21 protein-coding genes are annotated in these 21,651 nt (G+C 61.4%); 7 read left to right on the forward strand and 14 right to left on the reverse strand.

All coding sequences use genetic code 11. From position 1 onward, the window contains the following. Positions 1 to 103 precede the first annotated feature (103 nt). From pepN to IEV58_RS06690, 7 genes are all read right to left on the reverse strand, one after another. Positions 104 to 2,749: an aminopeptidase N gene (pepN, locus tag IEV58_RS06660; RefSeq protein WP_188408875.1), complete on the reverse strand. Its 2,646-nt coding sequence runs from the start codon at positions 2,747 to 2,749 to the stop codon at positions 104 to 106. A gap of 88 nt (positions 2,750 to 2,837) precedes the next feature. Beyond that, on the reverse strand, positions 2,838 to 3,926 hold the full coding sequence (locus IEV58_RS06665) for an Mrp/NBP35 family ATP-binding protein (RefSeq protein WP_188408876.1): 1,089 nt from the start codon (positions 3,924 to 3,926) through the stop codon (positions 2,838 to 2,840). Next, positions 3,923 to 4,159: a sulfurtransferase TusA family protein gene (locus IEV58_RS06670; protein WP_188408877.1), complete on the reverse strand. Its 237-nt coding sequence runs from the start codon at positions 4,157 to 4,159 to the stop codon at positions 3,923 to 3,925. Before IEV58_RS06670 ends, IEV58_RS06665 begins: the two co-directional genes overlap by 4 nt. A gap of 151 nt (positions 4,160 to 4,310) precedes the next feature. Beyond that, a complete protein-coding gene (locus IEV58_RS06675) occupies positions 4,311 to 5,243 on the reverse strand; it encodes a glycoside hydrolase 5 family protein (protein WP_188408878.1) in 933 nt (310 codons plus the stop codon). Next, entirely contained in the window at positions 5,240 to 5,998 is a 759-nt protein-coding gene (locus IEV58_RS06680; protein ID WP_188408879.1) for a TIGR04290 family methyltransferase, read from the reverse strand. Before IEV58_RS06680 ends, IEV58_RS06675 begins: the two co-directional genes overlap by 4 nt. Positions 5,999 to 6,040: 42 nt before the next feature. Then, positions 6,041 to 6,640 (reverse strand): histidine phosphatase family protein, encoded by a 600-nt coding sequence (locus IEV58_RS06685; protein WP_188408880.1) that lies wholly within the window; start codon positions 6,638 to 6,640, stop codon positions 6,041 to 6,043. Further along, positions 6,637 to 7,740: an inositol-3-phosphate synthase gene (locus tag IEV58_RS06690; protein WP_188408881.1), complete on the reverse strand. Its 1,104-nt coding sequence runs from the start codon at positions 7,738 to 7,740 to the stop codon at positions 6,637 to 6,639. Before IEV58_RS06690 ends, IEV58_RS06685 begins: the two co-directional genes overlap by 4 nt. A 123-nt stretch (positions 7,741 to 7,863) precedes the next feature. Here IEV58_RS06690 and IEV58_RS06695 point away from each other — a divergent pair, with 123 nt between their 5' ends. The 3 genes from IEV58_RS06695 to IEV58_RS06705 all read left to right on the forward strand — a co-directional run bounded on the left by IEV58_RS06695 (position 7,864) and on the right by IEV58_RS06705 (position 10,383). Next, positions 7,864 to 8,337 (forward strand): hypothetical protein, encoded by a 474-nt coding sequence (locus IEV58_RS06695; RefSeq protein WP_188408882.1) that lies wholly within the window; start codon positions 7,864 to 7,866, stop codon positions 8,335 to 8,337. Positions 8,338 to 8,527: 190 nt separating this feature from the next. Continuing rightward, positions 8,528 to 9,532: a tRNA dihydrouridine(20/20a) synthase DusA gene (dusA, locus tag IEV58_RS06700; protein WP_188408883.1), complete on the forward strand. Its 1,005-nt coding sequence runs from the start codon at positions 8,528 to 8,530 to the stop codon at positions 9,530 to 9,532. 20 nt (positions 9,533 to 9,552) lie between these two features. Continuing rightward, the gene (locus IEV58_RS06705) at positions 9,553 to 10,383 is read left to right on the forward strand and encodes a sulfite exporter TauE/SafE family protein (protein ID WP_188408884.1); all 831 of its coding nucleotides are present in this window, start codon (positions 9,553 to 9,555) and stop codon (positions 10,381 to 10,383) included. 2 nt (positions 10,384 to 10,385) lie between these two features. Here IEV58_RS06705 and IEV58_RS06710 read toward each other — a convergent pair whose 3' ends face one another. After that, the gene (locus IEV58_RS06710) at positions 10,386 to 10,670 is read right to left on the reverse strand and encodes a hypothetical protein (protein ID WP_188408885.1); all 285 of its coding nucleotides are present in this window, start codon (positions 10,668 to 10,670) and stop codon (positions 10,386 to 10,388) included. Beyond that, positions 10,667 to 10,858 (reverse strand): DUF1289 domain-containing protein, encoded by a 192-nt coding sequence (locus IEV58_RS06715; RefSeq protein ID WP_188408886.1) that lies wholly within the window; start codon positions 10,856 to 10,858, stop codon positions 10,667 to 10,669. Before IEV58_RS06715 ends, IEV58_RS06710 begins: the two co-directional genes overlap by 4 nt. 220 nt (positions 10,859 to 11,078) lie before the next feature. On the opposite strand from IEV58_RS06715, the gene IEV58_RS06720 reads away from it, so the two are divergent. After that, positions 11,079 to 12,104 (forward strand): nicotinate-nucleotide--dimethylbenzimidazole phosphoribosyltransferase, encoded by a 1,026-nt coding sequence (locus IEV58_RS06720; RefSeq protein WP_188408887.1) that lies wholly within the window; start codon positions 11,079 to 11,081, stop codon positions 12,102 to 12,104. Here IEV58_RS06720 and IEV58_RS06725 read toward each other — a convergent pair whose 3' ends face one another. Continuing rightward, positions 12,105 to 13,721 (reverse strand): sensor histidine kinase, encoded by a 1,617-nt coding sequence (locus IEV58_RS06725; protein ID WP_229729217.1) that lies wholly within the window; start codon positions 13,719 to 13,721, stop codon positions 12,105 to 12,107. A gap of 277 nt (positions 13,722 to 13,998) precedes the next feature. On the opposite strand from IEV58_RS06725, the gene IEV58_RS06730 reads away from it, so the two are divergent. Together IEV58_RS06730 and IEV58_RS06735 are read left to right on the forward strand one after the other, a co-directional pair. Then, complete coding sequence (locus tag IEV58_RS06730) at positions 13,999 to 14,787, forward strand: enoyl-CoA hydratase-related protein (protein WP_188408888.1); 789 nt, start codon at positions 13,999 to 14,001, stop codon at positions 14,785 to 14,787. Positions 14,788 to 14,961: 174 nt separating this feature from the next. Continuing rightward, positions 14,962 to 15,621, forward strand: a complete 660-nt coding sequence (locus IEV58_RS06735; protein ID WP_188408889.1) for an EF-hand domain-containing protein — start codon at positions 14,962 to 14,964, stop codon at positions 15,619 to 15,621. A gap of 52 nt (positions 15,622 to 15,673) precedes the next feature. Here IEV58_RS06735 and IEV58_RS06740 read toward each other — a convergent pair whose 3' ends face one another. From IEV58_RS06740 to IEV58_RS06755, 4 genes are all read right to left on the reverse strand, one after another. After that, entirely contained in the window at positions 15,674 to 16,543 is an 870-nt protein-coding gene (locus IEV58_RS06740) for an NAD(P)-dependent oxidoreductase (protein WP_188408890.1), read from the reverse strand. A 14-nt stretch (positions 16,544 to 16,557) separates the two neighbouring features. Then, entirely contained in the window at positions 16,558 to 18,081 is a 1,524-nt protein-coding gene (gene ilvA, locus IEV58_RS06745; protein WP_188409110.1) for a threonine ammonia-lyase, biosynthetic, read from the reverse strand. 124 nt (positions 18,082 to 18,205) lie between these two features. Next, the gene (locus IEV58_RS06750; protein ID WP_188408891.1) at positions 18,206 to 18,982 is read right to left on the reverse strand and encodes a transporter substrate-binding domain-containing protein; all 777 of its coding nucleotides are present in this window, start codon (positions 18,980 to 18,982) and stop codon (positions 18,206 to 18,208) included. Between the two features lie 143 nt (positions 18,983 to 19,125). Next, the gene (locus IEV58_RS06755; protein ID WP_188408892.1) at positions 19,126 to 20,088 is read right to left on the reverse strand and encodes a Bug family tripartite tricarboxylate transporter substrate binding protein; all 963 of its coding nucleotides are present in this window, start codon (positions 20,086 to 20,088) and stop codon (positions 19,126 to 19,128) included. 437 nt (positions 20,089 to 20,525) lie between these two features. On the opposite strand from IEV58_RS06755, the gene IEV58_RS06760 reads away from it, so the two are divergent. Beyond that, positions 20,526 to 21,623, forward strand: coding sequence for a TRAP transporter substrate-binding protein (locus IEV58_RS06760; RefSeq protein WP_188408893.1), 1,098 nt, complete (start codon positions 20,526 to 20,528; stop codon positions 21,621 to 21,623). The last annotated feature ends 28 nt before the right edge of the window (positions 21,624 to 21,651 follow it).

Here is a 21,651-nt window from a genome sequence, read left to right on the forward strand (position 1 = left end):
TGCCGTGAGCCTTGTCCAGCACCCCAACAGGCCGCTTCGGCGAGTAAATTCTTCTTGCTGTGAAATGCAGAGTCAGTTGAAGGGGTTAGTCCCACGAAAAAAGTTATCCAAGGGTGCGTGTCAGGATATCCGCGACGTCCGACGAGCGATTCCCGCCGCCGGCCAGTTGCTTCAGAGCGGCCTCTGCCCTTGCCCTGCGACCGGCCTCGAGAGTGCGCCAGCTGCGGAACGCGGTCAGCAGTCGTGCGGCCACCTGTGGGTTCTTGGCATCCAGCTCATCAATGATGCGCACAAGAAACTGGTAGCCAGTTCCATCGGCCCGATGAAACTGTGTCGGGTTTCCGCCGGCAAAGCTGCCGATCAACGCTCGGACACGATTGGGATTGGAGAGGCTGAAGTCCGGCTCCTTCATGAGGCGTTTTACGCGGTCCAGCGCGTCCTCTTCGGGAATGGCCGCCTGAATCGAGAGCCATTTGTCCATGACAAGAGCGTCGTTGCGGTAGCGTGCGCGGAAATCCTTGAGCACCTCTTCCCGTTCCGTGCCCGGAATGCGGGACAGGGCAGCGAGGCCCGAGATGCGGTCGGTCATATTGGTCGCCGAACGATAATGTGTGGCCGCAAGCTCGGCCGCCTCCTTGCCGTGGCTGGCGGTCAGGAGCCCCAGCAGGACCGCGCGCAGGGAACGTCGGCCAGCACTGGCCGCACCCGGTACGAATGGGCCACTGTCCTGAAGCGATCGGTATCGCTCCAGGGCCTGTGCGGCAATGCCGGCGCCGATTTCCTGGCGCAGCGACAGAAGAGCGGCATGCACGGCATCGGGATCGATATCACGCCCGATCTCCAGTGTGAGTTCGACCTCGCTTGGCAGAGTCAGAAGCTGGGCCGCGAAGGCGTGCTCCAGGCTTTGATCCTCCAGCGAGGATGCAAAAGCCGAAATGAGACGCGGGTCGGTCGCGGGTGTCTCTCCGGCGCGAATGGCATCGACGGATTTGACCAACTCCCGCAGGGTGACCTTCTGCAAGGCTTCCCAGCGATTGAAGAAGTCGCTGTCATGCCGCGCGAGGAAAAAGAGATCGTCTTCCGTGATGTCGGCGATAAGACGGATCGGCGCGCTGAAGCCGCGATTGACCGACAGCACCGGGCGCGCTGACACGCCGGTGCAGGTGAAGCCTTTCTGTTCCTGATCGAGGACGATGACGCCGTTTTCAGCCCAACCGTCATCGGCCAGTCTGATCGGCAGATCACGGCCATCCTGATCGAGGAGACCGAAGGCAAGCGGCACGACCATAGGCTTCTTCGTCGGCTGGCCGGGTGTCGCCGGCACCTTCTGCGCCACATCGAGGTGCAATGTCTTGGCCTCGGCGTCATAGCGGGTCTGGACCTGAACCTCCGGCGTGCCGGCCTGGGCATACCAGAGCATGAACTGGCTTAAATCCTGCTTCGACACGTCCGCAAAACAGGCGATGAAGGCTTCGATGGTGGTGGCTTGGCCATCATGCCGATCAAAGTAGAGGTCCATTCCCTTGGCGAAGAGATCGGCACCGATCAGTGTCTTGAGCATGCGGATGATCTCCGCGCCCTTCTCATAGATGGTCGCCGTATAGAAGTTGTTGATCTCACGATAGGTGTCCGGCCGCACAGGATGCGCGAGAGGACCGCTGTCCTCGGGAAACTGATGCGATCTCAGGGTGCGTACGTCCGCGATGCGTTTGACCGGGCGTGAACGCTCATCGGACGAGAACTCCTGGTCGCGGAACACCGTCAGCCCTTCCTTCAGGCAGAGCTGAAACCAGTCGCGGCAGGTGATGCGGTTGCCGGTCCAGTTGTGGAAATATTCATGGGCGATGACGCTTTCGATGCCGGCATAATCGGCATCGGTCGCGGTCTCGGGGCTGGCCAGAACATACTTATCGTTGAAGACGTTGAGACCCTTGTTCTCCATGGCGCCCATGTTGAAATCGGACACTGCGACGATGTTGAAGACATCAAGGTCGTACTCGCGCCCAAACACCTTTTCGTCCCAGACCATGGAGCGCTTCAGCGCATCCATGGCATAGGTGGCACGCCCAGCCTTGCCGGGCTCCACATAGATGCCGAGTTCGACCTTTCGGCCGGACATGGTGGTGAAGCTGTCCGAAAGCCTGTCGAGATTGCCGCCAACCACGGCGAAAAGATACGACGGTTTCGGGTGCGGATCGTGCCAGACGGCGAAGTGGCGGTTGGTTTCGGGAATCTCGCCCTTTTGCTGAAGATTGCCATTGGCAAGCAGCACAGGCGCATCGTCGCGGTCAGCCGTGAGTGTGACGGTATAGACCGCCATGACGTCGGGGCGATCCGGGAAATAGGTGATCCGCCTGAAACCCTCCGCTTCACATTGGGTGCAATAGGCCGATCCGGAGCGGTAGAGCCCCATCAGCTTGGTATTGGCGGAAGGGTCGAGTTCCGTCTCGATCTCGAGGGTGAAGCTCTCCGCAGGTGGCTGGAGGATCGTCAGCTTCTGTGCCGTCGCCTCGTGCGCGTCTGCCGGCAACGGCCGGCCGTCGAGCTTGACCGATAGGAGCTTCAGTTCGTCGCCGTCGAGTTCCAGTGCGGCAGGAGCCTGCCGCTCCGGATTGGCCCGGACCCGCAGAACCGAACGCACCCGCGTCCTGTGTCGGTCGAGATCGATCCCAAGTTCGACGGTGTCGATCAGAAACGCCGGCGGCTGATAATCGGCGAGGCGAACGGGGCGGGCGTCTTCAGAGCGCATGGAACTCGCGGGGCTTGTGGCGGAGGACAAGTACTTGCGGTGATAACAATCACCGGTGACATACGTCTACCGGATGGCTGCAATAAGATCACTCGATAACGATCCGCGGCGCAGGGCGCGTCTTGCCCGCCTCAAGGGCACGCAGCACCTGATCGGCAACGGCCAGATAGGCCTTGCCGTGCGTCCCTTCGGGATCGGTCGCCGCGATCGGCTCGCCGCTATCGGATGTGGTGCGGATCTGCATGGCCAGGGGGATTTCGCCAAGGAACGGCACCTTTAGCTTCTCGGCCTCTTGCCGTGCGCCGCCATGACCGAAGATGTCCGACCGCCCGCCGCAGTGGGGACAAATGAAGGTGCTCATGTTTTCGATGATGCCGAGAATCGGTACTTCGACCTTCTGAAACATAGCGACACCGCGACGGGCATCCATGAGAGCAAGATCCTGCGGCGTTGAAACGATGACCGCGCCGGAAAGCGGGGTCTGCTGTGACAGCGTCAGCTGCGCGTCGCCGGTGCCGGGCGGCATGTCGACCACGAGAACGTCGAGATCGCCCCAGGCCACCTCGCGCAGCATCTGGGTGATGGCGGAGATCACCATGGGACCACGCCAGATCATCGCCGCTTCCGGATCGACCAGGAAGCCGATGGACATGACCTTGACGCCATAGGCCGTCACCGGCTCCAGCGTACGTGGTCCGATCAGTCGGGGCTTTTCCGTGATCCCGAACACCTTCGGCATGGATGGGCCGTAAATGTCGGCATCGAGGAGGCCCACACGTTGGCCGAGCTGTGCCAGCGCGACAGCGAGGTTCGCCGAAGTCGTGGACTTGCCCACGCCGCCCTTGCCGCTGGCAACCGCGATGATGTGCCGGACGCCCGGGATGTGGCGTGGCGTGGTGGCCGTCTTGGCACGAGGCGGCGGCGTCTGGCTGCGTTCGGCCGTCAGCATGACGAGCGCCTGATCGACCCCCCGCAGCGCCGCCACGGCGGCTTCCGCCTGAGCCCGCGTCGGCTCCAGCGCCATGGCCTCCTTGGGGCTGATGGCGATGGAGAATGCCACCCTGCCGCCGTCGACGACGATCTCGCTAAGGCGGCCGGAACGCACGAGATTGGGGCCGCCGTCGGGAAGGTTGACGGCCTCCAGCGCCTTCAGCACATCGGAAGTGGTTATGCTCATTGATCAGCTCCATTCGCGCGCCGGATGCGGAAGATGACCGCGTCATCGGTGCGGATGGTTTCCTCCAGCAGGTCCCCCAGCTCGCGGACCATGTTGGGAATATCGATCACCGCCATGGGATCGGTGCACTCCACCAGGAGTTCGGTGCCCACAGCCGTTGCGCGCAGTGCCTTGCGCGCCTTGAGAGCGGGCAGGGGGCACTTCAGGCCGCGGAGATTGATAATCTGTGTCATGACCGGCCGCTGGGAGAGCTCACTCCGTGCTTTAGGATGCTTTGCACCACCTCATCAACAGCTCACCGGTATTTGGGGGAGCTCTGGGTGAAGGCTGATCAGCGCCCGGAGCCATCGGATGTTCTGGCTGGCCGCGAAGGCTGAACGGCCGTCAGACCGCCGATGCCGTATGGCTCTGCGGTTGAGCCAGTCTTTGCCGTGGCGCGTAACGTTCGATCATCTGAGAGCAGAAGGCGGCGAACTCCTCCGGGACCTGTGGCGGGCTCGTGTGATGGGGGGCGATGCCGCGATGTTCAGGCGTAAAGCAGAAGGTCACGGTGACGTCAAAGTCCTCGAGTGCCTTCATCTGACGATCGAACCAATCGAGCGCGTTGGGGCGGAAGCTGTCCGCCCAGGATAGGCCGGTGCGCAAATAGCTCACCCCCAGGTGTTTCATCCAGGCAACGGCATCGTCCAACCGATGGTCCTCAAAGTGGAACCACTGCACGAGCCCCATCGCGGGAGTGTGCTTGGCGAATTCCTCGGCCGCGGGCTTAGGGCTGCCATCCTCGCGTAAGAGGCCCATATGGAAATGCCTGTAGTAGGACGAGCCTTCCGCCTCGCGATGGCGGGTCGTGGCTTCCCAGGTGCGCGGCAGATCATAGAGGCTGTACCACTGGATGCGTTCGGCTTTGCCCTTGAGCAATTCCGCGGTCTGTTGCAGCCCCCAGAGCTGGACCTCCTCGGCACCGAAGGTGGAGACGCCCACCTCGCTGACCCAGATGGGCAGATCGGTGACCGTGCGGATATCGTCGATTTTGGCGGGCCATTCGTGGATCTGCCACAGGTTCCAGTCGAGCGGAAAACCGTGAACCGCAACGGCATCAACCCGATCCAGGACGCCATAGTGCTTCATCCGGTTCATGAAGCCGCAATCGATAGGGGAAATTCCGCCCAACACCTTCGTTATGCCGGGGTTGGCCGCGGCGATGGCATCGGCGGCAAGATTGGCCATATTGCCGAACAGCTGCCATTCCGGATCGATTTCCGGATCCCAATGCGACTTGTTGTTGGGCTCGTTCCAGATCATCGCGGCCTCGATCATGCGCGTGCTCCCTTCGCCGGGTAAACAGGCTTGCTGTACTCCGATCGTGCGGCGGTTCGGCAGATGTAGACCTCGTCTTCCGGGTGACCGACGATCTCAAAACCGGAGCTGCGCAGCATGGCTTCCACGCAGCCGGCATTGGGCACCCACCAGTTGGTGGGATCGTCGGCATAACGATGCTCAATGAAGTGCATCTTCGGATAGGCCGGATCATCGAAAAGCTTGGAGTTGGAAAAAGGATAGTTTTCCTCAAGCTCCAGCACCTTGCTGCTGCCGCGCTGCATGGACTGGAAGACCAGCATGTCCCGGGCAGCATGTTCCCGGATGAGGTCGAGGGCCAGCAGCGGATGGCGAAGATGATAAAGGACGCCCATGAAGATCACGACGTCGAATTTTTCTCCGAGCGCGCTCACATCGTAGACGGAAAGTTTCTCGAACTCGATGTCGACGCCGGCGACTTCGGCGGCAAAGCGGGCCTGATTGAGATAGATGTCGTCGAAGTCGATTCCGAGAACTCGCTCCGCGCCACGTTTCTTCATCTCGATCGAATAGAAGCCGGCATTGCAGCCGATATCGAGCACGGTGCGGCCGGAAAGATCCTCGGGAATGGCATCCGCGAATTTACGCCATTTCATATGCGGATAGTCGCCAAGGAAGTGGTCCGGGGCGGTCCGCACTCCCCTCAGATCAATATTGTGAAACCAGGGGCCGAGCGCCTCGATCCGCTTGCGTATTTCGCTGGCCGATAAGTTCATGGCTGCTCCTGTTCAGTTGGTCGGCGGTATGCTTCGGGGTGCCTAGGAAATGACTTCGTTGAGTGTCAGCAGTTTGGCGCCCCAGGTCCCGCTGACGACGGTGGTGATCGATGCTGGACTGATATCGAAACGCGGCCAGGCGTCGATCGGCATGCCAAGGACATGGCTCACTGCGGTCTTGATGACGTCGGCATGGCTCACGAGCACGATGGCGCCCTCGTCGTGGCGGACCGCCAGTTCTTCCATGAGCGACAAGACCCGCCGTTGCACATCGAGCATGTTTTCACCGCCGGGAGTGCGGGTGAGACTGCGAATGGTATTCCACTGCCGCCAGAGCGGATCGGAATTAAGCGTCTCGAAGCTGTTTCCCGACCAGGTGCCGAAATCGACCTCGTCTAGCGCTTCGGTGATTTCCACCGCCATGCCGCCGCTCGCCGAGGCAATGGCAAAAGCGGTTTCCTGGGTGCGCTCACGAGGGCTCGCATAGATGGCGTCGAAACACTCGCGGGTCATGCGGGCCCCGAGCCGTGCGGCCTGCGCGAGGCCGGCTTCACCCAGACGCACCCCGGAAGAGCGACCGGCGAGATAGCCGCCGACGTTATCATGCGCGGCATGGCGGATCAGAAAGAAAGTGATTGTCACTCGGCGGCTCCGGCGAGTCGTCCCACATCGCCGGCGATAAAGCGTTGCGTCAGCCGGCGCGCCTCGTCGTCGGTGAACTGCTGGGGCGGCGATTTCATGAAATAGCTGGATGGGCCGATAAGCGCGCCGCCGATGCCGCGGTCGAGCGCCAGCTTGGCGCAACGGATGGCGTCGATGACCACTCCAGCTGAGTTGGGAGAATCCCACACCTCGAGCTTCACCTCGGCGTTGAGCGGGACGCCGCCAAAGGTCGTGCCTTCCAGGCGGATGTATGCCCATTTGCGGTCGTCGAGCCAGGGCACATGGTCGCTCGGGCCGACATGGACGTCGTTGGCGGCAAGCGGCACGTCGAGCTGGCTGGTGACGGCCTGTGTCTTTGAGATCTTCTTGGATACCAGCCGCTCGCGCTCAAGCATGTTGAGGAAGTCGCTGTTGCCGCCGAAATTGAGCTGATAGGTGCGATCGACCCGCACGCCTCGTTCGACGAAGAGATTGGCAAGCATGCGGTGAACGATCGTGGCGCCCACCTGGCTCTTGATGTCGTCGCCAATGATCGGGAGGCCTTTGGCCGCGAATTTCTGTTCCCATTCGTCGCGCGATGCGATGAAGACTGGAATGCAGTTGATAAGACCGCAACCGGCCTCGAGTGCCTGTTCGACATACCACCTGGTAGCTTCTTCTGAACCCACTGGGAGATAAGAGATCAGGATATCGGTCTTGGTGTGACGGAGGATTTTCGCCACGTCGGCCACTGGCGCGTCGGATTCCTCAACGGTGTCTATGAGATATTTTCCGATGCCGTCGAAGGTTGGGCCGCGCTCGACCGTGACGCCCGTGGGAGCGACCTCTGCGAAGCGCTGGGTGTTGTTGGGGGCAGCATAGATCGCCTCGGCGACGTCACGGCCGACTTTATTGCTTGCGACATCGAAAGCGGCGGAGATCTCGATATCATTGATCTGATAACCGCCGAGATCGACGTGCATCAGCCCCGGGATCGGCTCGTTGCCCGAAGCGTTGCGATAATAGGTCAGCCCCTGCACCAGCGAAGATGCGCAGTTGCCGACCCCCAAGATGCCGATCCGGATTTTCTTTTGTTTCACGATCTGCCCTCCCGCTCAGCATCTACGATCCCGCAATGAAACGACACCTGCTGCGTTTAGTTCCTGATGTGCGCCAGCCGCTAAGGGGTTAGCCTTCGGGGAATTCACAGTGAGAGGGCCGAGATGCTGGTCCATGGCGATATGGAGCGGACTGAGGAGATTGCTCGCGTAAGGTCCGCGATCCATCGCGATCTGGCCACTTACACCGGCCTCGAACCGGGGCTGCGACGTCATAGTCTGCTCATTCACGCAACGATCCGGGCCGGAGAACTGGCGCAAGGACTGGCCGATGCCGCATTCGAGACCACGGGTATCGACGGCATTTCATCGGAACGGCAAGCCACCGGCCGATTACTTCTGATGCTGGGACTGGTGGCCGTGCGGTCTTGGCGGAGCGGCTTTGCGGATGATCTCGTGGGATGCCAGGATATCGCCTGGGACATCGCAGGGGCCGCGGTGGAACTTGATCTGTCTGAAAACGAAAGGGCTGCATTGGCCGAAAGAGTAGGGCGGCAAGCGAAGCGAGAGAACAGCATGGACTTGCTGCGTGTTCTTGAACCCTGCTATGTCGGCTTCCAGCTGGGTTTATGGACTTAATGACGCCGGAAATGCTCCCGGGGAACGGGATCGGATCTCGGAGTTGAAGGCGCGCTATATCAGGCGATTGAAGGCGGTACTCGACTGAGGCGATCGCTGCGGAAAGCCGAACCGCTCTAGGGCGTCGGCGTTGAGATCGGAATCGGTCGTGGAATGGAGCGCACACCTTATCGTGCAACGCGTAGAAAATATGGCCAAGAAAGACCTGGATCGCGCGCGCAGGTTCGCCGTTGCCCCCATGATCGACTGGACCGATCGCCACTGTCGGTTCTTCCATCGCCAGCTGACGGCTGAGGCGCTGCTTTACACCGAGATGATCACCACGGGCGCCATCATCCACGGCCCGCGCGAGCGACTGCTCGGCTACTCCGCCGAGGAACATCCGGTCGCGCTGCAGCTGGGTGGTTCCGATCCGGCGGATCTTGCCGAGGCGATCCGCATCGCTGAAGCCTTTGGCTATGACGAATACAACCTCAATGTCGGCTGCCCTTCTGATCGCGTCCAGAGCGGAAAGTTCGGCGCCTGCCTCATGCTGGAGCCCGAGCTCGTTGCTCGCTGCGTCGCGGCCATGAAGGCGGCGACGCAGAAGCCGGTCACTGTGAAATGCCGCATCGGTGTTGATGAGCAGGATCCGGAGGCGGCCCTCGATAACGTCGCGGATGCTGTCGTCGCCGAAGGTGTCGACGCGCTGATCGTCCATGCCCGCAAAGCATGGCTGAAGGGCCTCAGCCCGCGTGAGAACCGCGAAGTGCCGCCGCTTGATTATGGCCGTGTCTACCGTCTGAAGCAGCGCCTGCCGGATACGCCCATCGTGATCAACGGCGGCATCCGGTCACTGGAGGAGACGAAGGCGCATCTCGGCCATGTCGATGGCGTCATGCTCGGACGTGCCGCCTATCAGGACCCGGCGCTGCTCCTCGCCGTCGATCCGGATCTCTACGAGCGGCCGGCCCCCTCCGCAAGCGCGCGTGAAGCCATCGAGAAGATCCTGCCCTATATCGCGGACCACTTGGCAGCCGGCGGCAAGCTCTCCAATGTGACCAAGCACGTCCTCGGCGCCTTTCCCCGTGTCCAGGGGGCGCGCGCTTTCCGCCGCCATCTCTCCATTCATGCCCCGAGGCCGGAAGCCGGACCCGAGGTTCTGATCGAAGCTCTCTCCCTTCTGCGCGACGACACATCCTCCGCCGCCGCCTGACCTGCCGTTAAGGAAATGTCATGATCGCACAGTTTTCCGTCGAGGCTCTCGCCTGGCTGGCGCTCGCCATCGTTGCCGCTGGTGTCGTGTCCGGGGTTCTCGCAGGCCTCTTCGGCGTGGGCGGCGGCGCGGTGATCGTGCCCGTTCTCTATGAGATCTTCGGCCTCCTGGGAGTGCCCGAGGAAGTGCGCATGCACCTGTGCATCGGCACCTCGCTTGCCATCATCATTCCAACCTCGATCCGCTCCTTCCGTGCCCATCGCGCCCGCGGGGCGGTGGATATGGATGCATTGAAGATCTGGGCCATCCCGGTTGTTCTGGGGGTGGTCGTCGGCAGCCTCGTCGCCGGCTTCGTGCCCTCGGCCTTTCTCAAGGGCGTCTTCATGACGGTAGGGGCGCTGATCGCGCTCAAGATGCTGTCCGGCTCGACCCTGCGCTTTTCCGACGATCTGCCAGGAAAACCGGCCATGACGGCTTACGGCCTGGGTATCGGGCTTCTATCGTCCTGGATGGGCATCGGCGGCGGGTCGTTCGGCAATCTCATCTACGCCATGCATAACCGGCCGGTGCACCAGGGGGTCGCCACCTCGTCCGGACTCGGCGTTCTCATCGCCATACCTGGCGCCATCGGCTACGTGATCGCCGGTTGGCCCGAGATGGCCCAGCTGCCGCCGGCATCCTTAGGATATGTCTCGTTGATCGGTGCCATCATCATGGCCCCGGTGAGCGTGCTGGTGGCGCCCCTCGGCGTAAAGCTCGCGCACGGCTGGTCGAAGCGCAGGCTGGAAATCGCCCTCGGCAGCTTTCTTCTGCTGGTCTCCCTGCGCTTTGCCTACGATCTTCTGGCCTGACTCTAGGATATGCCGAGCATGTCCTTGATCGGCGCCTGCCACACGTAGATCGCCGTGATGAGGGTCGCGATCGCGAGCCAGATCGCCAGATGTCGAAGCGCCTCTGAGCCACGTCCGCTATAGCGGCCGAGGAAGCCGGAGCCGACCCACACCGCGATCGCCAGCAGTGCGACGAGGCTGGCAATGCGCCCATCGGTGACATCGGCGAAGCCGAAAACATCGGCAATGACGAGAGCTGCGCCACCGACAAGAACGATCAGAAGAGCGAAAAGAGGCGGCCCGCTCATGACGGCTCCATGGTCGTTTCCGTGGCGCGGTCGGGAAGCCTCGCCATGACTTTCCGGCGTTCCTCCGGCGTCATCGCCAGCCAGCCCATGATCTCGTCGAGGGTGCGCCGGCAGCCGGTGCACAGCCCGCTTGCGGGGTCGATCTTGCACACCTGGATGCACGGGGTTTCGATCTGGGGACCTTCCATGAAAGCAACATAGATTGCGGCTCGACGAACGCAATGCCTCCTCAAGAGGAGATCATAAGAGTCTGCCGCAGAAGGAAAATTGCAGCGGCGTTGAATCAGAATGTGAGCGGGTTGAATCACTTTGTGAACATGAGCCGCGCGCAGGATGGTCAATGCCCTTCCGAGGCTTGGCCGACAGGGCTATACCTCCGGCCGACAACAGATAATGGAAGCCGACGTCATGACCAACGCCGCGGCCACTGGCCTGCCTTTCGATGATATACGCGCCTTGCTGCGATCACTGCCGGAACCGCAGGAGCATGCCGCCGCCCACGCGGCCGAACGTAACCGGCAGCTGATCAAGCCGGAGGGGAGCCTCGGCCGGCTTGAAGAGATCAACGCCTGGCTCGCCTCGTGGCAGACGGGAGGTGCGCCGGCCGTGACCCGTCCCATGGTCGCCCTTTTCGCGACGAGCCATGGCGTTGCGCTGCGCGATGGTGCTGCTCCCAGGATCGAGGCCACGCGTCGCATGATGGAGGCGCTGGCGGCGGGCGGCGCGGCAGTCAACCAGCTCTGCGTTGCCCATGAACTGGGCCTCAAGATCTTCGATCTCGCTATCGATCATCCCACCCCTGATATCTCCAGCGCCGAAGCGCTTCCGGAGGCCGATTGCGCTGCTACCATGGCTTTCGGCATGGAGGCGATAGCCGGAGGCACCGATCTCCTGATCCTTGGCGATCTCGCCATCGGCAACGGCATCGTCGCGGCTGCGATCTGCCTCGCGCTGTATGGCGGCGCGGCGGAAGACTGGCTCTGTGCTGCCCCGGGCGACGACGCGGCGTCGCTGGGGCGCAAGGCTTCCCTTGTTCGGGAGGCCGTTGCCTTTCATGCCGGTCACCTGAGCGATCCGCTGGAGGTGCTCCGGCGCCTGGGCGGCCGCGAGGTCATGGCCATCGCTGGAGCGATCCTGGCGGCGCGCCACCAGTACATCCCCGTCCTGCTCGACGGGCACGTCGTCTGCGCGGCGGCGGCGGTGCTGCACGCCATCAATCCGGCCGTGCTCGATCATTGCCTCGCCGCGCACAGATCACCCGATGCAGCGCATGGACGCCTTCTGGAAAAACTTGCGAAGGCGCCGCTGCTTGATCTCGGCATCAAGCTTGGAGAGGGCACCGGAGCAGCATTGGCCGTAGGGCTGGTGAAGGCGGCCGTCCAATGCCACAGCGGCATGGCGACCCATGAACAGGCTGCCGTGACAGCGGGCTGATCAGATGGCGCGGCGAACGGCGAAGGATTGAAGCGTCTGTTTTTCTTCCGGAGCGACGGGCGCCAGCGCCGTCATCACACGGGAAGCAGGCAGCCGGACAATCGCCTCGGTGCCCTCACGCAGCTTGCTCCTCAACTCGAAGCTGCCGCCGTGGAGGTCAACAAGACCCTTCACGATGGGAAGGCCCAGTCCCGCTCCCTGTTCGGCGGTTTTCATGGCAAGCGTGCCTTGGCCGAAGGAGGACAGGACGATGGGAATCTCGTCTTCCGGGATGCCGGGGCCGGTGTCGCGCACCGATAGGAATTGGCCGCCATCTCCCGTGCGTCCCACCGTCATGAGGATCTCGCCGCCCTGGGGTGTGAACTTGATGGCGTTCGACAGCAGGTTGAGCGTGATCTGGCGAATGGCGCGTTCATCCGCCCAGAGCATGGGCAGCCCTAGCTCGAAGCTCTCGCGGATGGTGGCCCCGCGATTGCGCGCGCGAAGCTTCAGGAGATGGTGGCAATCCTCCGCGATATAGGCAAGGGCCACGGCGTCTTCGTTGAGCTCATAGCGGCCAGCTTCGATGCGCGAGAGATCGAGAATCTCGTTGATGAGATTGAGAAGATGTTCGCCGCTCTGATGGATATCGCCGGCATATTCGCGGTAGGTCGGCACGGCATGGGCCCCGAACACCTCGCTTTTCATGACTTCGGAGAAGCCGAGGATCGCGTTGAGAGGCGTGCGGAGTTCGTGGCTCATGGTCGCGAGGAAGCGGGACTTGGCGAGATTGGCTTCTTCCGCCCGGCGCCGCGCCTCGTCCGAGTTGGCCTTCGCCTGTTCCAGTTCGGCGATCAGCGCGTCCTTCTCGGCGCGATGCTGAAGCTGCATCAGGCCGCCATAGAACAGCTGCCGTCCAAGAACCAGAAAGTAGGCCAGGGCCAGCGGCGTCAGCAGTGCCACGGAGGTGGACAGGGCATCGCCCCGGAGCGTGTAGAAGCCGATGACCGCGGCGCTCACCGGCAGTGCCGTGGCGTAAACGGCTGCCGGGAGGGTCGCCGACATCATGGTGCTGAGCGCGATGACGAGCAGCATCACGAAAAAGACGAAGATCTTGGAGGATTCGATGTCGATGCCGGCCAGATGAACGATGATGACCGACCAGACCAGGCCATGCACGAGCTCCGCCAGCGTAAAGCGGCCCCACCAGGTGCCGACCGATTTCTCCTCGGTCTTCTGGGCAAGAAAGCGACGGGCCATATAGCCCGTACCAACAAGCGTCGCCACCAGCGCGAGGAACCAGGCGGTGACGATGCGCGGGTCGCTCCAAAGATAAGCGATCGACGCCACGCAGATCGCCAGCGCCATGATGGCCACCGAGGAGGCGAAGCGATTGCGGGCATAGACGCGGATCAACTCGAGATCGAAGGCGCGGCGGGTGCCGGTGGTCGACGTCAGGCGCTCCCGGGCTTCGCGCACCTGGACCGCGACGTCGCGCCGGCGGAAGTTCTCAACCTGCTCTTTCTGAGCCTGGACGGCGGACATGCGTTCTCTGATCTCGCGAACGAGTTCAGCTGTGTCGAACGACGATGTGGCCGTTATGTTGTCGATGGACGCTTCTGCGTCACCGTCGGTCATGCCGTACACCTAGCCCTCATGAGTGGACGACAATGACTTGGAAACGTTAAGGACGGATTCACGGGGATGGTGGAGGAAAGGTTGCGAAAAAAGGTTGAGTAAAATCAGCCATTTGCAACTAAGCCGAAGAATCCTGAGAAAATCAGTCGTTTTCTGGCGGTTGCCGCCCGATCTTTCCTACCTGTGCTAACGCTGGGTTTTTGATCCCGACGTGGATTTTTGAATTTTTCTCAAGACAATGGGATTGATGCTGCGCAACTGACGCCGGGGGGATGACATGATGTCAGACGTGCTTGTGACGACCCACCGGGGCGCTGCTGCCATTTTGTCCATCAATCGTCCCCAGCGCCTTAATGCACTGACACCCGAGGTCTTTTCCGCCCTCCAGCGGGCGTTGGATGAATGCGAAGCGGCACCGGATGTCCGCTGCGTGGTGCTCACGGGGGAGGGACGGGCCTTTTGCGCCGGACAGGATCTGACTGCTGAACTGCCGCGCGATGCGGAAGGGGCACTCGACATCGGCGGCATGTTGGACCGCGATTACAACCCTTTGGTCCTGCGGCTGCAGAGCTTTCCCAAACCGACGATTGCTGCCGTCAACGGACCCGCTGTAGGCGCCGGCGCAAGTCTCGCCATGGGCTGCGACATCATAGTTGCCTCGCGCGCCGCCTATTTTCAGCAGGCATTCGTCCAGATCGGCCTGATGCCCGACGCAGGTGGAACCTGGCTTCTGCCGCGCATCATCGGCCTCAAACGCGCGCTTGCGCTCATGCTGACCGGCGATCGTCTGGACGCCGCCGCGGCCGAGCAACTGGGCTTGGTCTATCGGGTCTTTGAAGACGCAGCTTTCATGGAGGAAGCATCGGCATTGGCAGAAAAGCTGGCCCAGGGTTCGCTGTCCGCAATGAAGGCGATCAAGACCGCCCTGGTGCAGTCCGCCACCAATGATCTGGCTGGGCAGCTGCATCACGAGCGCAACGCGCAGGCGCAACTGGGACGCACAGCTGATTTTGCCGAAGGCGTCATGGCCTTTCAGGAAAAGCGATCGCCGCGCTTTCACAGGTGACAAGCTGGCTGCCTCTTGACAGGACTAGAACAAAATAAGAACATTTGGCGTGTAACTTGGTCCTGCCGCTCTCGATGAGATCGAACATGGACGAAATTTAATGATCATTGCGCGCCGGATCGTCGGAGGCCCGACGTTTGTAATGGCATTCGATACTCACGGATGGAGTGAACAATGTCTCTCAAGCTTCCCCGCTTTCTGACCATGACGGCTGTTGGAGCGGCGCTCGCGCTGCCGGCCATTGTTGGTGCTCAGGCTGCGCCCAAGGCGCACGGCGAACAGCCCCGGGCCGAGCGTCTTTTCGAGCGCATGGACGTGGACGGTGATGGTGTCATTGACAAGAGCGACAGGGATGCGCAGCGCACCCGTGCTTTTGAGCGGATGGACACCAACAAGGACGGCAAGCTTGACGATGCCGAACTCAAGACGATCGCGGAACGTGGAGGCAAGCGTCGTGAGGCGCGGGTCGAGCGTAGCGAACGGCAAGTTCAAAGGCTCGACCGTATGTTCGAACAGGCCGATGCCGATAAGAATGGATCGGTCTCGCGTGAAGAATTCGACGTCGTGAAAGCGAAGTTCTCTGAACGTGCCGAGAAGGCGCGAGAGCGTGCGGAAAAGCGCGACGAACGCCGGCAGGAGCGGCTGGGTACCCTTGACACCGACAAGGATGGAGCTGTGTCCAAGGAGGAGTTTTTGGCGGCCGATATGTCTCGCATGCTCGACCGTGCCGACGCCGATAAGGACGGCAAGGTGACCAAGGCGGAGTTCGACGCGGCCGGCGAAAAGATGCGCGCGGAGCACAAGCAGCGCCGCGGCGCAAAGGACGCGAAATAAGACTTCCCGCACCTGAACGGGACATGGCCGGCCGTCGCGCCGGCCATTTGTCTTATGTCTTTGGCAGCCGCGCGATGAGAGACGACGTATCCCATCTCTGGCCGCCCATGGCCTGTATCTCGGCGTAGAACTGGTCGACCATGGCCGTCAGCGGGAGCGCGGCACCGTTGCGCCGCGCCTCATCGAGCACGATGGAAAAATCCTTGCGCATCCAGTCGACGGCAAAGCCGAAGTCGAAGCGGCCCTCGTCCATGGTCTTCCAGCGGTTCTCCATCTGCCAGGACTGAGCAGCGCCCTTTGAGATCACCTCGACGACGCTCTGCACGTTAAGCCCTGAATGCTGGGCGAAGTGGATGGCTTCCGACAGGCCCTGCACGATGCCGCCGATGCAGATCTGGTTGACCATCTTCGTCAGTTGACCCGCGCCGGCAGGACCCATGTGTCCGATCATGCGCGCATAGGCACGGATGACCGGCTCGGCGGCGACATAGCTGGCCTCGTCACCGCCGACCATGACCGTAAGCGCACCGTTTTCCGCGCCGGCCTGCCCTCCCGAGACAGGAGCGTCGAGGAAATGAAAGCCCTTGTCCTGGGCTGCGGCATAAAGCTCACGGGCCACCTCAGCGGAGGCGGTGGTGTGATCGATGAAGGTGGCGCCGCTCACCATGCCTGAAAAAGCACCATCCGGTCCGGTCGCGATGCTGCGCAGGTCATCGTCATTACCGACGCAGGAAAAGACGAATTCCGCTCCTTCTGCTGCTTCGGCCGGACTTGCCGCGGCGCGTCCGCCATGCTTCGCGCTCCACGCCTGGGCCTTCTGCGCCGTGCGATTGTAGACCGTCACCTCGTGCCCTTTGGCGGCAAGATGCCCAGCCATGGGAAAGCCCATGACGCCGAGGCCGATAAAGGCAACTTTGCTCATGAGGTAAGCTCCTTTTAGTGCTGCGTGCCGTCGAGGAAGGCCCGATAGGCAGGGTTTTCGGTTTCCTCCTCATGCCAGTAGCCGAGGGAGACAAGCCGGGCGAAGAAATCGGCGCGCGAGGCATGCGGCACCTGGATGCCCGCAAGCACCCGGCCATAGGCCGACCCGTGATTGCGGTAGTGGAACAGCGAGATATTCCATGCCGGATCGAGGCTCCGCAGGAACTGCATCAGCGCGCCCGGCCGCTCGGGAAACTGGAAGCGCAACAGGACCTCATCTTGGATACTGGGCGCAGGACCACCGATCATATAGCGGACATGGAGCTTGGCGAGTTCATTGTCGCTCATGTCGAGCACGGGGTATCCCTTGGCGGCAAGCGCCTCGATCACCTGGCGCTTCTCCTCCTCGCCTTCGGAAAGCTGGACACCGACGAAAATGCGGGCATCGCGCCCCCCGGCATAACGGTAGTTGAATTCCGTGATTGATCGCTTTCCAAGCGCCTGGATGAAGGCGCGATAAGCGCCGGGCCTTTCCGGTATGGTAACGGCGAGCAATGCCTCCCGTCGCTCCCCGATCTCGGCACGTTCGGCCACGTGGCGCAACCGATCGAAATTCATGTTGGCGCCGCTGTTGATGGCGATTAGCGCACCGTCTTTCAGCTTATGGGCGGCGGCATATTTCTTGAGACCGGCAAGGCCAAGAGCGCCCGAAGGCTCCGATATGGCGCGCGTATCGTCATAGATGTCCTTCATGGCCGCACATATTTCGTCGGTGGTGACCGTTATCACATCATCAAGGAGCTCACGGCAGAGCCGAAAGGTTTCCTCGCCCGCCTGGCGCACGGCGACGCCGTCGGCGAAAAGACCGACCTGATCGAGCACCACGCGCTCGCCTGCATCCAAAGCGGCCTTCATGCAGGCGGAGTCCTCGGCTTCCACGCCGATCACGGGGATCTCCGGCCGCAGGAACTTGACGTAGCTGGCAACCCCCGCGGCGAGGCCGCCGCCGCCGATCTGCACGAAGATCGCTGCGATGGCGCCTGAATGCTGGTTGAGCAGCTCCACCGCGATCGTGCCCTGGCCGGCGATGACATCCGGATCGTCATAGGGATGAATAAAGGTCAGCCCCCGAGCCGCTTCGATTTCGCGGGCATGGGCATGGGCTTCGTCAAAACCGTCGCCATGCAGCACCACTTGGCCGCCGAGGCTCTTCACGGAGCGCACTTTGATTTGGGGCGTTGTCCGGGGCATCACGATGATTGATTTTATGCCGAGTTCGCGCGCGGCCAGGGCCACGCCCTGCGCATGGTTGCCAGCAGAGGCGCAGATCACGCCCTTCGCGGCAGCATCGGCCGGAAGCTGCGCGATGCGGTTAAAGGCGCCTCGCAGCTTGAACGAGAATACCGGCTGCAGATCCTCCCGCTTCAGGAGCACTGGACGGCCCAGCGCGTGGCTGATGCGGGGGAGGGGATCAAGCGGCGTTTCAATCGCTACGTCGTAAACGCGCGCGGACAGGATCTTGCGGATGTAATCATGCACGAGGAGAACTCCGGGACTGCCGGATGGCCAGACGTTCTGCGGATAGTCCCCGTGGGGTGCCGCGTCCACACAAAAAGGCGGATCTTCGCTCTTTGTTGGCGCGGCATCGGGGCTCAGGACTGGATCACAATGCTTCGGCAGAAAAGAACTTGTCCTTGATGTCCTGGTAGGTGCCGTTCTCTCGTATGGTCTTGAGCGCTTCGTTGAACATCGCCCTGAGCCTTGGATCGGTTTTGCGAAAGGCGATACCAACACCTTCCCCGAGATAGGCACTGTTGTTGATGTCTTCACCGACGAGGGTGCAGCAACCACCTTCTTCGGAATTCTTCAACCACTGCAGAAGGGTTGTCTTGTTGGCGAGGACAACGTCGAGACGGCCTTTGGAGAGGTCAAGATTGGCCTCATCCTGAGTGGCATAGAGCCTTATGCGTGCTCCCGCCTTTGCATAGAGTTCCTGCAGCAGGGTGGCATATGTCGTGGAGGACTGCCCGCCCAGCGTAAGGTCTTTCATGGCGTCCGGAGCGGTGTCTCTTATCGTGCTGCCTTTGCGCGCAACGAATGAGGCGGTGCTGACATGATATCTGTCGCTGAAGGCCACCTGCTGCTTGCGCTGCCCAGTGATCGACATCGCCGCCATGACGGCATCATATCGATGAGCGAGCAGCGCGGGAATGATGCCGTCCCAATCCTGTATGACGAATTCGCACTCGACCTTCATCTCGGCGCACAGCGCCCGGCCGATTTCGATGTCAAAGCCTTGGATCTGGTTATCGGCGTCGATGAAATTGAACGGGGGATAGGCACCTTCCGTGCCGATGCGCACCGTCGTCCATTCTTTCGCGTGGGAACCCGCCACGGCGGCGAGGAAAATGAAAAAGGCAAAGAGCAGGCGACTTATCATGGGACGTAAATTCTGAAAGTTCTGGCACCGTACCGCTGAAGACCCACGGTTCTCCCCGTTTCCCATCAGCAGATGGAACTTGCAATGATCATGTCAGTGGGAGGTGCCGCAGCAGCGAGACCTTCGCTGCTGCGGCGGTCACCCTATTGAGGTGTGATGCCGGCGTCCTTGGCCAGGCGATTCCATTTTTCCACGTCGGCCTTCACATGTTCGATGAATGGCTTCTCCTGGTCCTGCATGGTTTCAAAGCCCATGTCGCCCAGCTTTTTCCGAATGTCGTCGCGCTTGGCGATGATGCCGATCTCCGTGCGGAGCTTTTCGACAATCGGTTCGGGCGTACCCTTTGGCGCGAAGACCCCGCTCCAGGCAGCGGCCGGGAACAGGGGCATGCCGGCTTCGGTCAATGTCGGCACCTCCGGCAGAAGGTCTGATCGATTTTCCGTGGACACGGCAAGAATGCGAAGCGCGCCGCTTTTCACTTGGGGAAGGGCCGCTGTCAGGTCGTTGAACATATAGGTGATGCGTTGACCGAGCAGATCCTGGATCGCAGGCGGGCTGCTTTTGTAGGGCACTGCGGTGATGTCGAGATTATAGCGGTTCTTCAGGATGCCGCAGATCAACTGGCCGAGTGAGTTGCCATAGCCATAGCTGAGTTCGCCTGGCGTCTTGCGGATGCCCTCAACCAGAGATTTGAGATCAGGGTAGGGGTCCTTGGCGTTGACAAGCAGGAAATACGGGTATTCCCCGAGGCCGGCCACTGCGTCGAAATCAGTAACCGGATCATAGGTTACATTCTTCAGGATGGAATGGCTGGCAGCGTGGGAGGTGGTGCCGCCGATGACGAGCGTATAGCCATCGGGTTCGCTGCGCGCGACCACCCCTGACGCGGTTGTCCCGTTGGCGCCCGGACGGTTTTCCACGACGAAGGGCTGGCCGAATTTCTTTTCAAGCTCCTGTGCGAAGACACGGGTAACAACATCCGTGCCGGTGCCTGCAGAAAAGGGCACCACGATGGTGACGGCCCGTTCAGGCCAGGCGTCTTGGGCCAGAGCTGATACGGTGCTGAGGCTGAAGGCCGCCAGAGCCGTGGTGATCCATTTCTTCATGGTGCGTTTCTCCGATCGTCTGTTGTGCCCCCCACCCTCTACGGGGCTTACGGCACGGGAAACGAGCATACAAGCCGTGTAGCGTCAACTGTTGACAGTGATGTGGAGGTAAGGCGCAGTCTCTCGCAGCGGATGATTGAGACGGAAACTGAAGAGCCGCCAGTACTCGACCTTAGGACTAGGCTCTTGCCGCACTTTTCGATTGCGCTCGTTGTGAGAATTGCGCTTGATACGAGCGGATGAAAATCCCAAGGCGCGAAGACGCCAGCGGCATTGGGGAGGAACAGTTGATGAACCGGACTATGAGCACTGACACCTTGCGGGTGTCCGTATCATCGCTTTTTCCGAGCGCCTGTCTCTTCCGAGAATCCCCGCTCTTCGTGTAGCAAGAGCGCCGAGATCAATCGGTGCCGCGACAGCGGCCGACGGAGGAAGATATGAAGCGTCGCGATTTCCTGAAGACATCGGGCATGGCCGCTGCGGCGACCACGGCTTTGGCAGCTCCAGCGCTCGCCCAGGAAAATCCGGAGATCAACTGGCGTTGCACGTCCAGCTTTCCGAAGTCGCTCGACACTCTCTATGGCGCGGCGGAGGTCTTCTCTAAGCGCGTCGCGGAGATGACCGACAACAAGTTCCAGATCCAGATCTTCGCGGCGGGAGAGATCGTGCCGGGATTGCAGGCGGTGGACGCTGTCAGCAATGCGACTGTCGAGATGTGCCAAACCTGCAGCTACTATTTCGTCGGCAAGGATCCGACCTTCGCCATCGCCACGGCCATTCCTTTTGGGCTGAACGCACGGCAGCAGAACGCCTGGATGTATCAGGGCGGTGGCATCGATCTCTTCAATGAGTTCTATGCCAAGTATAACTTCGTTGCCATGCCGGCTGGAAACACCGGAGTTCAGATGGGCGGATGGTGGCGCAAGGAGATCAAGTCCGTCGCCGATATGCAGGGCGTGAAGATGCGCGTCGCGGGCATCGCCGGCGAGATCCTGGCCAAGCTTGGAATCGTCCCGCAGCAGATCGCGGGCGGCGACATCTATCCTTCGCTGGAAAAGGGCACCATCGACGCGGCTGAATGGGTCGGCCCCTATGATGATGAGAAGCTCGGCTTCGCCAAGGTCGCTCCCTATTACTATTACCCCGGCTGGTGGGAAGGCGGACCGATGATCCACCTCTTCATCAACACCGACAAGTTCAATGCCCTGCCGGACAACTACAAGGCGGCCGTCCGCGCGGCTGCGGCGCAAGCCGACATCTATATGCTGGCGCGCTATGACATGCAGAACGGGCCGGCGCTCAAAAAGCTGGCGGCAGAGGGCGCACAGCTCCGACCCTTCCCGCAGGACGTGATGCAGGCCGCCTTCAAGGCCGCCGAAGACGTTTATGCGGAAATCTCGGCGAAGAACGAGAACTTCAAGAAAATCTACGAGAGCATGAAGGCCTACCGGAGTGACGCCTATTTCTGGTTCCAGTTTTCAGAAGGCTTCTACGACCGCTTCATGTTCGCGCAGCAGCAGGCGAAAGCCCTCTGACTCTGTGCGGGGCGGGCTTGCCCGCGCC

Origin of the sequence: Agaricicola taiwanensis (assembly GCF_014635245.1) — a bacterium.
GTDB lineage: Bacteria > Pseudomonadota > Alphaproteobacteria > Rhizobiales > Methylopilaceae > Agaricicola > Agaricicola taiwanensis.

What these genes read in the sequence shown, in the direction of transcription:
- IEV58_RS06750 (WP_188408891.1), bottom strand. Translation starts at nt 18,982, where the DNA reads ATGATAAGTCGCCTGCTCTTTGCCTTTTTCATTTTCCTCGCCGCCGTG.
- IEV58_RS06710 (WP_188408885.1), bottom strand. Translation starts at nt 10,670, where the DNA reads ATGAGCGGGCCGCCTCTTTTCGCTCTTCTGATCGTTCTTGTCGGTGGC.
- dusA (WP_188408883.1), top strand. Translation starts at nt 8,528, where the DNA reads ATGGCCAAGAAAGACCTGGATCGCGCGCGCAGGTTCGCCGTTGCCCCC.
- IEV58_RS06735 (WP_188408889.1), top strand. Translation starts at nt 14,962, where the DNA reads ATGTCTCTCAAGCTTCCCCGCTTTCTGACCATGACGGCTGTTGGAGCG.
- IEV58_RS06715 (WP_188408886.1), bottom strand. Translation starts at nt 10,858, where the DNA reads ATGGAAGGTCCCCAGATCGAAACCCCGTGCATCCAGGTGTGCAAGATC.
- IEV58_RS06720 (WP_188408887.1), top strand. Translation starts at nt 11,079, where the DNA reads ATGACCAACGCCGCGGCCACTGGCCTGCCTTTCGATGATATACGCGCC.
- pepN (WP_188408875.1), bottom strand. Translation starts at nt 2,749, where the DNA reads ATGCGCTCTGAAGACGCCCGCCCCGTTCGCCTCGCCGATTATCAGCCG.
- IEV58_RS06665 (WP_188408876.1), bottom strand. Translation starts at nt 3,926, where the DNA reads ATGAGCATAACCACTTCCGATGTGCTGAAGGCGCTGGAGGCCGTCAAC.
- IEV58_RS06695 (WP_188408882.1), top strand. Translation starts at nt 7,864, where the DNA reads ATGCTGGTCCATGGCGATATGGAGCGGACTGAGGAGATTGCTCGCGTA.
- IEV58_RS06675 (WP_188408878.1), bottom strand. Translation starts at nt 5,243, where the DNA reads ATGATCGAGGCCGCGATGATCTGGAACGAGCCCAACAACAAGTCGCAT.
- IEV58_RS06730 (WP_188408888.1), top strand. Translation starts at nt 13,999, where the DNA reads ATGATGTCAGACGTGCTTGTGACGACCCACCGGGGCGCTGCTGCCATT.
- IEV58_RS06755 (WP_188408892.1), bottom strand. Translation starts at nt 20,088, where the DNA reads ATGAAGAAATGGATCACCACGGCTCTGGCGGCCTTCAGCCTCAGCACC.
- IEV58_RS06705 (WP_188408884.1), top strand. Translation starts at nt 9,553, where the DNA reads ATGATCGCACAGTTTTCCGTCGAGGCTCTCGCCTGGCTGGCGCTCGCC.
- IEV58_RS06760 (WP_188408893.1), top strand. Translation starts at nt 20,526, where the DNA reads ATGAAGCGTCGCGATTTCCTGAAGACATCGGGCATGGCCGCTGCGGCG.
- IEV58_RS06725 (WP_229729217.1), bottom strand. Translation starts at nt 13,721, where the DNA reads ATGACCGACGGTGACGCAGAAGCGTCCATCGACAACATAACGGCCACA.
- IEV58_RS06740 (WP_188408890.1), bottom strand. Translation starts at nt 16,543, where the DNA reads ATGAGCAAAGTTGCCTTTATCGGCCTCGGCGTCATGGGCTTTCCCATG.
- IEV58_RS06670 (WP_188408877.1), bottom strand. Translation starts at nt 4,159, where the DNA reads ATGACACAGATTATCAATCTCCGCGGCCTGAAGTGCCCCCTGCCCGCT.
- IEV58_RS06680 (WP_188408879.1), bottom strand. Translation starts at nt 5,998, where the DNA reads ATGAACTTATCGGCCAGCGAAATACGCAAGCGGATCGAGGCGCTCGGC.